The 12,658-nt window shown below is 62.4% G+C and carries 9 protein-coding genes; 3 read left to right on the top strand and 6 right to left on the bottom strand.

All coding sequences use genetic code 11. The annotated features are described in order from the left end of the window. Positions 1–55 precede the first annotated feature (55 nt). The 6 genes from LK542_RS15855 to LK542_RS15830 form a co-directional block, all read right to left on the bottom strand. A complete protein-coding gene (locus LK542_RS15855; protein WP_227799426.1) occupies positions 56–484 on the bottom strand; it encodes a biopolymer transporter ExbD in 429 nt (142 codons plus the stop codon). 2 nt (positions 485–486) lie between these two features. After that, on the bottom strand, positions 487–1,419 hold the full coding sequence (locus tag LK542_RS15850; protein WP_227799425.1) for a MotA/TolQ/ExbB proton channel family protein: 933 nt from the start codon (positions 1,417–1,419) through the stop codon (positions 487–489). Between the two features lie 86 nt (positions 1,420–1,505). Further along, complete coding sequence (locus tag LK542_RS15845) at positions 1,506–2,168, bottom strand: energy transducer TonB (protein WP_227799424.1); 663 nt, start codon at positions 2,166–2,168, stop codon at positions 1,506–1,508. Between the two features lie 936 nt (positions 2,169–3,104). Continuing rightward, complete coding sequence (locus tag LK542_RS15840; protein ID WP_227799423.1) at positions 3,105–4,628, bottom strand: SpoVR family protein; 1,524 nt, start codon at positions 4,626–4,628, stop codon at positions 3,105–3,107. Between the two features lie 20 nt (positions 4,629–4,648). After that, on the bottom strand, positions 4,649–5,920 hold the full coding sequence (locus LK542_RS15835; protein WP_227812627.1) for a YeaH/YhbH family protein: 1,272 nt from the start codon (positions 5,918–5,920) through the stop codon (positions 4,649–4,651). A 166-nt stretch (positions 5,921–6,086) separates the two neighbouring features. Next, positions 6,087–8,009, bottom strand: a complete 1,923-nt coding sequence (locus LK542_RS15830; RefSeq protein WP_227799421.1) for a PrkA family serine protein kinase — start codon at positions 8,007–8,009, stop codon at positions 6,087–6,089. Between the two features lie 603 nt (positions 8,010–8,612). Here LK542_RS15830 and LK542_RS15825 point away from each other — a divergent pair. From LK542_RS15825 to LK542_RS15815, 3 genes are all read left to right on the top strand, one after another. After that, positions 8,613–9,632: an adenosine deaminase gene (locus LK542_RS15825; protein ID WP_227812626.1), complete on the top strand. Its 1,020-nt coding sequence runs from the start codon at positions 8,613–8,615 to the stop codon at positions 9,630–9,632. A gap of 9 nt (positions 9,633–9,641) precedes the next feature. Next, positions 9,642–12,185: an ABC transporter permease gene (locus tag LK542_RS15820; protein WP_227812625.1), complete on the top strand. Its 2,544-nt coding sequence runs from the start codon at positions 9,642–9,644 to the stop codon at positions 12,183–12,185. 67 nt (positions 12,186–12,252) lie between these two features. Beyond that, complete coding sequence (locus tag LK542_RS15815; RefSeq protein ID WP_227799418.1) at positions 12,253–12,657, top strand: group II truncated hemoglobin; 405 nt, start codon at positions 12,253–12,255, stop codon at positions 12,655–12,657. Position 12,658 lies beyond the last annotated feature (1 nt).

Below are 12,658 nucleotides of genomic sequence, written 5' to 3'. Positions count from 1 at the left end.
CACGGACGCGATATCAAGGTCTTCCGTAGAAAACCCCGATATCGCGGACAGGACATTAGCCCTTGTCAGGCGGTTCGATGATGAAACCGACCTTCTGAATCCCAGCACGCTGAGCCGTGTAAATCACGCGGCCGACGGCTTCGTAACGCGACGCTTGGTCACCACGAACCTTCACTGCCGGCTGCGGCAATTTCACCGACTGCTCCGCGAGGAACTTGAACAGCTCGTCCGTGTTCGCGAGGCGGGTCTGGTTGTAGTACATCTCGCCATCTTTGTTGATGGTGATGTTGACGTCTTCCGGCTTGGACTTGGTGACCTGGTTCGTTTCCGCAGGCAGGTTAACCTTCTGCAGATTCAGAACCACCGGGCTGGTGATCAGGAAGATGATCAGAAGAACCAACATGATGTCGACTAGCGGCGTCGTGTTGATCTCTGACATCACGGCATCTTCATCTCCGGAATCGGAGCCGACACTCATCGACATGATTAACCAGCCTTCTTGGCACCAGCAGCTGCGTTCGAGGTCGACATGGCACCCGAGATCAGGACCGAGTGAACGTCAGCCGAGAACGAACGGATGTCTTCCATGACCGACTTGTTACGACGAACCAGCCAGTTGTAACCCAGAACCGCCGGGACTGCAACGAACAGACCGAATGCGGTCATGATCAGTGCTTCACCCACCGGGCCTGCCACTTTGTCGATCGACGCGTTACCCGACATACCGATGGCGGTCAGCGCGTTGTAGATGCCCCAGACGGTACCGAACAGACCGATGAACGGCGAGGTCGAACCGACGGTTGCCAGGAACGACAGGCCATCTTGCAGACGCGACTGGACGCGGTCCACGGCGCGCTGGATCTGCATGGTCACCCAGGTCGACAGGTCGATCTGCTCGAGCAGGGCGCCGTCGTGGTGCTGGGTTGCCTTGGTGCCGGTTTCAGCGATGAAGCGGAACGGCGAGCCTTCTTTCAGCTGAGCCGAGCCAGCGGCGATCGACGGAGCTTTCCAGAACTTGGCCGAAGCTTCCTTCGACTGGCGCATGATCTTCTGCTGGTCGATCAGCTTGGTGATGATGATGTACCACGAACCCATCGACATCAGCGACAGGATGATGATGGTGCCCTTGTTGACGAAGTCGCCTTCTTCCCACATGGCCTGGAAGCCGTACGGGTTGTGGACTTCTTCGGTCGCGCCAGCAGCCGGAGCGGCAGCGTCGCCAGCCGGAGCGGCGGCTGCGTCGGCAGCCGGTGCAGCAGCTGCGTCGGCAGCCGGTGCTGCAGCCGCGTCAGCCGCCGGAGCAGCAGCGCCTGCGGCAGGTGCGTCAGCGAAGGCCGGTGCGGAGACCAGGGCCGATGCTGCCGATACCGAGAACAGGACAGCCGCGAGCATAGCGGACAAACGGGTATTCTTAAACATGCTTCCTCCAAAAATATAAAATAGACAGTTCGCTGAACTTAGTAACAACGAAAATCATAGAGTTGAGACGATGAGTTGTCTCGGGTTTATTCCAGCGTCCAGACGTACTGCACCGCTGTCCATGCCTGTTGCGGCTGGCCATCGACCGTGGCCGGCTTGAATCGGCATTTGCTCAGGGCCGATTGCGCAGCCCGGTCCAGGTCGCGGAAGCCAGACGACTTCTGCAGTTTGGATTCCATCACTCGTCCATCCGCGCCAATCAGGAATTGGAGCTGGGTGGTACCGGTCTCTTCGTTACGCTGCGACGAACGCGGATATTCCGGACGTGCGCAAGTGTTGAAGTCTGCAACCGCTTCGGTACGGCTCGGGCCGGCCGGACCACGTGCCGGCGGAGCCGGTGGTGCCGGAGGAGCCGGAGGCGCCAGCGAGGTGGTCGGCGGCGGCGTATTGGTTGCGGTGACAATCGCGTTCTGCGGCGGCGGCGGCGTCTGCACCTGCACTTCGACCGGCGGGATGAACGGCGGTGGCGGAGCCTTCATCTCTGGCGGTGGCGGCGGTGGCGGCGTTTCCGGCGGTGGCGGCGGTTTCACCTCTTCAATCAGTTTCGTTTCCACAGCCTCGGTTACCTTGGTGACGATGCGGGTGCCCAGGCCATTGATGACTGCCCAAGCTACCAGAACGTGCAACAGGATAACAATGGCGAGACCGGTGAAATTCCTGCCCGGTTGCTTATCATGCGTAAAATTCATGCCATCTTTCTCCAATACCAACTCTTTTTTGTTGCCACTAAACCCACTAAACACGACAAAAACCTAGGGCCGCATCCGGGACATCAAAGAATTATACCTACGAATTCTTTTTTGAGGAGACATTTTTATACCCCCGAAAGGGGTCCTAACTGCCTCTAAAAACGCCCAAACTGGCTCATCTATACAAGCGCGGCGCGAGGGTGTCCGTGGTCCAGAAAGCAGGGGTGATTTGTAATTTTATGTAGTGCTCGTCCTCCATCTGTGGATCATCAGGCATGAATGCCAGTTTTACCAAATTTTTCATGCTAAATCAGCTCTACAGCAAATTTCATATACTGCAAGGCGGATCTTTTTACAAACTATAGCCAGTTTCATCGAAGCTCCGCGTCCTGTTGAGCAGCCCGAGAAGCCCCATTTCCCTCTGTCGCCCATAGCTGGAACTCATGGGGGAAACGCGTCTTGATATGCTTCAGTTGTGCTTCTGCTAACAGGGCGCGCGATATCTGATGCTCATGCATGGCAAAACTACATGGAAATCGACGATTTGAACAGTCTGTTTGCGCACGGATGCGAAAAAAAATTACGTCGGACTGGTGATTTGCTAGGGGGAGGGGTAGTAAAAGATGCGGCCAAGCATGGAAATGAAAGCTGGGCCGGGTGAGTAAGTGCGGCGTACAAGAGCTTACCGGCAATTACCCGAAGCGGGTGTGAGCTGGAGTGTAACGCGACCGTAGGCGAAAAGGCAATCGTGCGGCGCTCGAACTTGCCAGAGAGTGGGAGGAAAGGCCGGCAGCGCCGCAAGGACGCTGCCGGCCGGGCGGTGCTGGCGATGCGAACGGGGTACGCGCAAGGGTTGCCTGCAAGGGGCTGCCTGTAAGGTGCTGCCTGAAAGGGCCTGCCTGCAAGGGGCTGCCTGAAGGTCAGCCGGCCGGTGGCTCAGCGGCCGCGCTTCTCGCGCCGGCACTCGAGGAAGCTGACCACGTGGCCGCTCGGATCTACCGTTTCCAGCCGCACGTCGAAGCCCCACAGGCGCGCGACGTGCTTCAGCACCTCCTGGGCCTGCTGGTTCAGCGGCCGGCGGTTGAACTGGGTATGTCGCAGGGTCAGGGCGCGGTCGTCCCGGGTATTTACCTGCCACACCTGGATGTTCGGTTCGCGGCTGCCCAGGTTGTACTGGTCGGCCAGCTTTTGCCGGACGTAGCGGTAGCCCTGCTCGTCGTGGATCGCCGAGATCGTCAGCTTGTCGCTGCGGTCGTCGTCGAGCACGGCGAAGAAGTGGAACTCGCGGATCAGCTTGGGCGACAGGTACTGGGCGATGAAGCTCTCGTCCTTGAAATTGCGCATCGCAAAGTCGAGGGTCTTGAGCCAGTCGCTGCCGGCGATGTCCGGGAACCATTGGCGGTCTTCCTCGGTCGGGTCTTCGCAAATACGCCGAATGTCGGTCATCATCGCGAAACCGAGCGCGTACGGATTGATACCGCTGTAATACGGGCTGGTCGCCGGCGGCTGGTAGACCACGTTCGTATGGCTCTGCAGGAACTCCAGCATGAAGCCGTCGCCCACGATGCCCTCTTTATACAGGTCTTGCAGGATCGTGTAATGCCAGAAGGTGGCCCAGCCTTCGTTCATCACCTGGGTCTGGCGCTGCGGATAGAAATACTGCGAGATCTTACGCGTGATGCGCACCAGTTCGCGCTGCCAGGGTTCCAGCAGCGGCGCGTACTTTTCGATGAAGTACAGCAGGTTCTCTTCCGGCTCGGGCGGGAAGCGCAGCGGAGCGGCGGCGGCCACCTGTTCTTCGCGCAGCGGCAGGGTGCGCCAGATCTCGTTGACCTGCGACTGGGCGTATTCCTCGCGTTCCTTCTGGCGCGCGGTTTCCTGTGCCACCGACAGCTTGGCCGGACGCTTGTAGCGATCGACGCCATAGTTCTGCAGCGCGTGGCAGGAATCGAGCAGTTCCTCGACGGCGTCGATGCCGTAGCGCTGTTCGCACTCGGCAATATAGTTCTTGGCAAACACCATGTAGTCGACGATGGCTTCGGCATCCGTCCAGGTGCGGAACAGGTAATTGCCCTTAAAGAATGAATTGTGCCCATAGGCAGCGTGCGCGATCACCAGGGCCTGCATCGTCAGGCTGTTCTCTTCCATCAGGTAGGCGATGCAGGGATCCGAGTTGATGACGATCTCGTAGGCCAGGCCCATCTGGCCGCGCTTGTAGCTTTTCTCGGTCGTCAGGAAGTGCTTGCCGAATGACCAGTGGTTGTACGACACCGGCATGCCGACGGATGTGTAGGCGTCCATCATCTGTTCGGCGGTGATGATCTCGAGCTGGTTGGGGTAGGTGTCCAGGCCGTAGCGCTTGGCCACCCGCTTGATTTCCTCGTGCGCCTGTTCGATCAGGTCGAAGGTCCACTCCGACTGGTCGGGCAGGGCGCGCGGGTTGTTCGGGTCTCTTGGCATGGCGGGCCTCCGTATTGTTGTCACCTGGGCTGTTTCTTGAACAGCTCACGGAATACCGGGTAGATGTCGGCCGGGGTGACGATCTTCTGCATCGCGAAGTTCTTGTGGTTGTCGGCCACTTCGCAATATTGCTCCCACAGGTTCTGCGGCGGGCCGTCGGTGATCTCGACATAGGTGTAGTACTGCACCCGCGGCATGATGGCATTGCTGAGGATCTGCCGGCACAGCACCGAGTCGTTGTCCCAGTTGTCGCCGTCCGAAGCCTGGGCCACGTAGGCGTTCCAGTCGGCGCTGCCGTAGCGTTCCGCGAGGATCTTCTGCAGCAGGTGCAGGGCCGAGGACACCACCGTGCCGCCCGATTCGCGCGAGTGGAAGAACTCGTTTTCGTCGACCTCGGCCGCGGCCGTGTGGTGGCGGATGAAGACGACTTCGATCTTGTCGTAGACGCGCTTCAGGAACAGGTAGAGCAGGATGAAGAAGCGCTTGGCGGTGTCCTTGCGCGTCTCGTCCATCGACCCGGACACGTCCATGATGCAGAACATCACGGCCGAGGTGCTCGGCTTGGGCACCTTGATCCGGTTCGAGTAGCGCAGGTCGAAGGGGTCGATGAAGGGGATCGCGTTCAGGCGGATGTGCAGGTGGTGGATCCTGTCCTTGAGTTCGATCACCTCCTCGTCGTCGGACGGCGCGCCTTCGTCGAACAGGGCCTGGAGCGCTTCCTCGGCTTCCTTGAGCTGGCGCTTGGCCGGACCGCCGACGGCGATGCGGCGTCCCAGAGCGCCGCGCAGCGAGCGCAGCACGTGAATGTTGGAGGGCGTGCCGGACACGTTGTAGCCGGCGCGCTGGTTCTTGTATTCGATGGTCTGGGTGAGCTGCGTCTTGACCATGTTCGGCAGCTCGAGATCCTCGAAGAAGTAGTTCATGAATTCTTCGCGCGACAGTTCGAAGATGAAGTCGTCTTCGACGGTCTGGTCGCTGTTGCCGGCGCGACCGCGCCCGGACCCGCCGCCGCCGCTGCGCGGACGGTTGAACTGGTCGCCTTTCTGGTATTCGGTGTTCCCGGGATTGACGGTTTCCCAGACGCCTCCATGGGCGTGGCCAAAGTGGGGTTCGTTCACGTCCTTGACCGGGATCGTGACTTTTTCGCCGTTCTCGATATCGGTGATCGAGCGGCCCTTGATCGCGCGGCCGACCGCGTCCTTGATCTGCGCCTTGTAGCGGCGCAGGAAGCGTTCGCGGTTGACCGCGGACTTGTTCTTGCCCTGCAAGCGACGGTCGATGAGGTAAGTCAAAACATCCCTCCTGCTCAGTTCCTGCTAGGTTCGCGGCGGACCGGCAAACCCGGTGCCCCTATCTTAATACGCGGCGTGAATGCGCGTACTGCGCGTGCGTGTGGCGAACGCGCACGCGCTGGGGGCAGGGTCTGCGCCGCCGCCCGGCGCGCTGCTGCCTGTCAGCTCAGGACGATTTCCTGACGCGCAGGTACCACTCGCACAGCAGTCGCACCTGTTTCGGCGTATAGCCTTTCTCGACCATGCGGGCCACGAAGTCGGCATGCTTGTTGGCATCCTCGGCACTCGCTTTGGCATTGAAGGAGATCACAGGCAGGAGTTCTTCAGTGTTCGAGAACATTTTCTTCTCGATCACGCTACGGAATTTCTCGTAGCTGGTCCAGGCCGGGTTCTTGCCGGCATTGGTGGCCCGCGCGCGCAGGCTGAAGTTGACGATCTCGTTACGGAAATCCTTCGGATTCGAGATGCCGGCCGGCTTCTCGATCTTCTCGAGCTCGGCGTTCAGCGATTCGCGGTCGAAGCTCTCGCCGGTGTCCGGGTCGCGGAACTCCTGGTCCTGGATCCAGAAGTCGGCGAAGGTCACATAACGGTCGAAGATGTTCTGGCCATACTCGGAATAGCTTTCCAGGTAGGCGGTCTGGATTTCCTTGCCGATGAAATCGACGTAGCGCTGCGCCAGGTGTTCCTTGATGTAGGAAAGGTAGCGCTGCTCCGTCTCCGGCGGGAACTGCTCGCGCTCGATCTGCTGCTCGAGCACGTAGAGCAGGTGCACCGGATTCGCCGCCACTTCGGTATTGTCGAAGTTGAAGACCTTGGACAGGATCTTGAACGCGAAGCGGGTCGACAAGCCGTTCATGCCTTCGTCCACGCCGGCATAGTCGACGTACTCGTGCAGGGACTTGGCCTTGGGGTCGGTGTCCTTCAGGTTCTCGCCGTCATACACCAGCATCTTGGAATAGATGCTGGAGTTCTCCGGGTCTTTCAGGCGCGACAGGATCGCGAACTGCGCCATCATGCGCAAGGTGCCGGGCGCGCAGGGCGCCTTGTCGAGCGAGGAGTTGTAGAGCAGCTTGTCGTAGATCTTGATCTCGTCCGACACGCGCAGGCAGTAGGGCACCTTGACGATGTAGATACGATCGAGGAAAGCTTCGTTGTTGCGGTTGTTGCGGAAGGTCTTCCACTCGGACTCGTTGGAGTGGGCTAGCACGATGCCCTCGAAGGGAATCGCGCCGAAGCCTTCGGTGCCCTTGTAGTTGCCTTCCTGCGTGGCCGTCAGCAGCGGGTGCAGCACCTTGATCGGCGCCTTGAACATCTCGACGAATTCCATCAGGCCCTGGTTCGCCAGGCACAGGCCGCCCGAATAGCTGTAGGCGTCCGGATCGTCCTGGGCGTAATCCTCGAGCTTGCGGATGTCGACCTTGCCGACCAGCGAGGAAATGTCCTGGTTGTTTTCGTCGCCCGGCTCGGTCTTGGAAACCGCGATCTGCTTCAGGATCGACGGATAGCGCTTGACCACGCGGAACTTGTTGATGTCGCCGCCGAACTCGTGCAGGCGCTTGACCGCCCACGGGCTGGGAATGCCGCGCAGGTAGCGGCGCGGAATGCCGTAATCTTCTTCGAGGATGGTGCCGTCCTCGGCTTCGTTGAACAGGCCCAGCGGCGATTCGTTCACGGGCGAACCCTTGATCGCGTAGAAGGGCACGTGTTCCATCAGGCTCTTGAGCTTTTCGGCGATCGAGGATTTGCCGCCGCCGACCGGACCGAGCAGGTAGAGGATCTGCTTGCGCTCTTCCAGGCCTTGCGCCGCGTGGCGGAAGTAGGAGACGACCTGCTCGATCACTTCTTCCATGCCGTAGAACTCGCGGAAGGCCGGATAGACCTTGATCACCTTGTTGGCGAAGATGCGCGACAGGCGCGGGTCGAGGCGGGTGTCGATCAGGGTGGGCTCGCCGATGGCGGCCAGCATGCGCTCGGGCGCGCTGGCATAGGTCAGGGGATCCTTCTTGCACAGTTGAAGGAACTCCGACATGGAGTATTCCTCTTCCCGGGTACGCTCATAGCGGGCGGTGTAGTTGTCAAAGATGCTCATTTCGATGTCCTTTATGTGCAACTGGTGTGCGAACAACATCACTGTCATGGCAGCCGACTGTGCAAGGGCTGCCTCGGGCCCCGGTCTTTATTGGCGTGCTCCTTGTGGGTCGCCGCACGCGGAACCGGGTTGGCCGGCGCCGGAAATGCTGGCGATTTTCTTGTTGTCGTCCCGGATCGCCCTGGTCGAACGGTCCGGCCTCCCGCTGCTTGGAGAGCGTCTTTTTTTGCGTTGGTGAAATTTATTATGTGCCTAATGGTTCCCGAAGTCAAAGCAGTGCCGTGCGCGTAGCTAATGCATATGCAAGTGCTTGAATCGAATAAGGAAAACCCGTTTTTTGCGGTCTTGGTCGAGGCCCGGAGAAGGGTGTCGGCAAGGCCTTTGACGCGGGTCTGAAACGGTCGATTCAAGCCGCTTCAGGCTGCTTAAATATCAACAGTTGTGATCCGATATTGCACGATATGTGCAAGCTGTGGCGCACGCATACTGTCAATACGAGGGCCTGAAAAATGGGCCATTGCACCTATGGCACAGGGCAGCGCAGGTATGCGTTACACTAGTTGCCCATGTCCTATCGAACCAAGCGAAGCGCCGGAGAACACCATGCTGAATGACCAGTTGCGCAGCGTCCTGCGGAACATGCCGAAGGCAGAATTACATGTCCATATCGAGGGTTCGCTCGAGCCTGAGCTGATCTTTGCGTTGGCACAAAGAAACAGCGTATCGCTGCCCTATCCCTCGGTCGAGGCGTTGCGTGAGGCCTACGCTTTCACGGACCTGCAATCCTTCCTCGACATCTATTACGCCGGCGCCAGCGTGCTGCTTACCGAGCAGGACTTCTACGACATGACCGCCGCCTATCTGGCGCGCGCGCATGCAGACAATGTGCGCCACGCGGAGATCTTCTTCGACCCGCAAACCCATACCGCGCGCGGCGTGCCTTTCGAAACCGTCATCAACGGCATCTGGCGCGCCTGCGAGGAAGGCCCGATCAGCGCCACCCTCATCATGTGCTTCTTGCGGCACCTGTCGGAAGAAGAAGCACTGGCCACGCTGGACGAGGCGCTGCCTTACCGCGACAAGTTCATTGGCGTCGGCCTCGATTCGTCCGAAGTCGGCCACCCGCCGGAAAAATTCGCGCGCGTGTTCGAGCGCGCCCGCCAGCTCGGCCTGCGCCTGGTGGCGCATGCGGGCGAGGAGGGACCGCCCGCCTACATCGAAAGCGCGCTCGACGTGCTCAAGGTCGAGCGCATCGACCATGGCGTGCGCAGCCTGGAAAGCCCGGAACTGGTCGAACGCCTGGCGCGCGAGGGCATGGCGCTGACCGTGTGCCCGCTGTCGAACATCAAGCTGCGCGTGTTCGACGTCATGGGCAGCCACAATCTGCGCGCGCTGCTCGACGCGGGCCTGGCCGCCACCGTCAACTCGGACGACCCGGCCTACTTCGGCGGCTACATGAACGACAATTTCATCGCCGCCTTCGAGGCGCTGCCGCTGGACGCCGGACACGCGCGCCAGCTGGCGCGCAACAGCTTCGCCGCCTCCTTCCTCGATCCGGAGCGCAAGCGCGCTTTTCTCGGCGAGGTGGACGCCTTCTTTACCGCTCACGCCACTGCCGCTTAAGGAACACGCATGCTGATCCAGTCCCTTCGCATGACCGCGCGCGACTGGCGCGCGGGCGAGCTGCGCTTCCTGCTGGTGGCCCTGATCGTGGCCGTATCGGCCCTGTCCTCGGTGGGTTTCTTCATCGACCGCATGCGCGCAGGCCTGAACCGCGACGCCCACCAGTTGCTGGGCGCGGATCTGCTGCTGAACGCCGACGATCCGATCCAGCAGCGCTGGCGTGACGAGGCCACGCGGCGCGGCCTGCTCATCGCCGAAACCGCCACCTTCCAGAGCATGGCCCAGGCGGGCGAGGGCGAGGCCACGAGCGCCCAGCTGGCCGCCGTCAAGGCGGTCACGCCCGGCTATCCGCTGCGCGGCCAGCTCACGATCACGCTTGACCCGGACGCGGCCAGCCGCGCCCTCGGCCAGAAGACCGACGGCATACCGGCGCCGGGGACCGTGTGGGTGGACGCCAACCTGCTGCCGGCGCTGCGGGTCGGCGTGGGCGGCACGATCCAGCTCGGCGACAAGCAGTTTCGCATCGCCCAGCTGATCGCCACCGAACCGGACAAGGGCGCCTCGTTCGCCAACTTCGCCCCGCGGGTGATGCTGTCGATGGCGGACCTGCCGGCCACGCGCCTGGTCGACGCCTTCTCGCGCGTGAGCTACCGGCTGCAGGTGGCTTCGCCCTCACGCAACGATATCTCCGGCGTGGCGGCATACGAAAAATGGCTGCGCGCCGATATCGCTGCGCGCAACGTGCGCGGGGTGCGCATCGAGACGCTGGAGAACGGCCGTCCCGAGATGCGCGCCACGCTGGACCGCGCCGACAGCTTCCTGTCGCTGGTCGGCCTGCTGTCGGCGATGCTGGCGGCGGTCGCGGTGGCGATGGCGGCGCGCCGCTTCATGCAGCGCCACCTCGACGCCTGCGCCATGCTGCGCTGCCTCGGCATGACCCAGAACCAGGTCGGCGCGCTGTACCTGATCGAGTTCGCCATCGTCGGCCTGGCGGGCAGCGTGCTGGGCGTGGCGGTCGGCTTCGGCGCCCACTTCGTGCTGCTCGAGATGATCGGCAGCCTGCTGCCGCCCGACCTGCCGCCGGTGTCGATGCTGCCGGCGCTGCAGGGCGTCGCCACCGGCATGCTGCTGCTGGTCGGCTTCGCGCTGCCGCCGGTGCTCCAGCTGCGCAACGTGCCGCACAACCGCGTGATCCGGCGCGAAGCGGCCGCGCCCCAGCCGCTGGCGCTGGCCACCTATGGCCTGGGCATCGGTGTATTCCTGCTGCTCCTGCTGTGGCAGGCCGGCGATACCAAGCTGGCCCTGATGACGGCCGGCGGTTTCCTCGGCGGCCTCGGTGTGTTTGCGCTGGTGGCCTGGCTTGGCTTGCGCCTGCTGCGCGGCCTGCGCGGCGCCTTCAAGCACCAGGCCTGGCGCTTCGCCATCACCTCGCTGCAGCGCCGCCCCGGCGCCACCGTGGTGCAGGTGGTGTCGCTGTCGCTGGGCCTGATGGCGCTGCTGCTGCTCACCGTGGTGCGCGGCGACTTGATGGCGGCCTGGCGCCTGGCCACGCCGCCGGACGCGCCGAACCGCTTCATCATCAACATCCAGCCTGAGCAGGCCGCCGGCGTCGAGCAGCAGCTGCGCGGCGCGGGCGTGGCCAAGCCCGTGCTGTACCCGATGATTCGCGGTCGCCTGACCGCCATCAACGGCAAGCAGCTCACCCGCAACACCTACCAGAACGGCGACGCGCGCCGCCTGGCCGAGCGCGAGTTCAACCTGTCCACGATGCCGAACCTGCCCGAGACCAACGAGGTCGTCGCCGGCAGCTGGTACAAGGACGCGCCCGGCGTGGCCGAAGCCTCGGTCGAGCAGGGCCTGGCCAAGACCCTGGGCCTGAAGCTGGGCGACGTGATGCGCTTCGACATGGCCGGGCTGCCGGTCGAAGCAAAGGTGACCAGCCTGCGCAAGCTGGAATGGGGTTCGATGCGGGCCAACTTCTTCGTCATCATCAACCCGGCGGCGATGGCGAATGCCCCGGCCAGCTACATGACGGCCTTCCACCTTCCCGAAGGTGGAGCAAATGCGGGCGGAAACCTCACCAATGCGCTGACGCGCGCCTATCCGAACCTGACCGTGATCGACGTCTCCGGCATCATCCGCCAGCTGCAGGAAGTGCTGGACCAGGTGGTGGTGGCGGTCGAGTTCCTGTTCATGTTTACGCTGGCCTCGGGCGTGCTGGTGCTGTACGCGGCCCTGATGGGATCGCAGTCGGAACGCACCCGCGAAGCGGGCCTGCTGCGTGCGCTCGGCGCCACCCGCGACCAGCTGGCCACGGCGCAGCGGATCGAGTTCCTGCTGGTCGGCGGCCTGTCCGGCGTGCTGGCGGCGACCGGCGCCGCGGCGATGGGCTGGGTGCTGGCGGAATTCGTCTTCAAGTTCGCCTGGCGTTTCGAGCCGCAGGTGTGGCTGGCGGGCGCCTTGGTCGGCGCGGTCTGTGCCCTGATCGGCGGCTGGCTGGGCCTGCGCAGCGTGCTGCGCCAGCCGCCGCTGCAGACCCTGCGCGAAGCATGAAGGGCTGAATTGCAACAGCCGGGCGCCGGGGTGGCCAGCAGTCACTCCGGCGCGCTATCATGCTGGCATGTCCGAATCGAACACCCCCGAAGCACAAACCCTCTACGAGGTGATGGGCGGCGCCGAGCGCCTGCGCGAACTGGTCGACCGTTTCTACGACCTGATGCAGCTGGAGCCGGAATTCGCCGAGATCCACGCCATGCACCCGCAACCCAACGACAGCTCGCGCGAAAAGCTGTTCATGTTCCTGTCCGGCTGGATGGGCGGTCCCGACCTGTTCGTGCAGCAGCATGGTCACCCGCGCCTGCGTGCACGCCACCTGCCGTTCGCCATCGGCACCAGGGAACGCGACCAGTGGCTGCGCGCCATGGCCTGGGCCATGGAAGACCTGGGCTACGACGAGGAACTGCGCATGCGGATGATGCAGTCCTTCTACCATACCGCCGACTGGATGCGGAACAAGGCAGACTGAC

It is taken from the genome of Massilia sp. IC2-477 (genome assembly GCF_020707265.1).
Taxonomy (GTDB): Bacteria; Pseudomonadota; Gammaproteobacteria; order Burkholderiales; family Burkholderiaceae_D; genus Telluria.
Note: the sequence above shows the minus strand (reverse complement) of the source record. Positions and strands in the feature narration are given on the sequence as shown.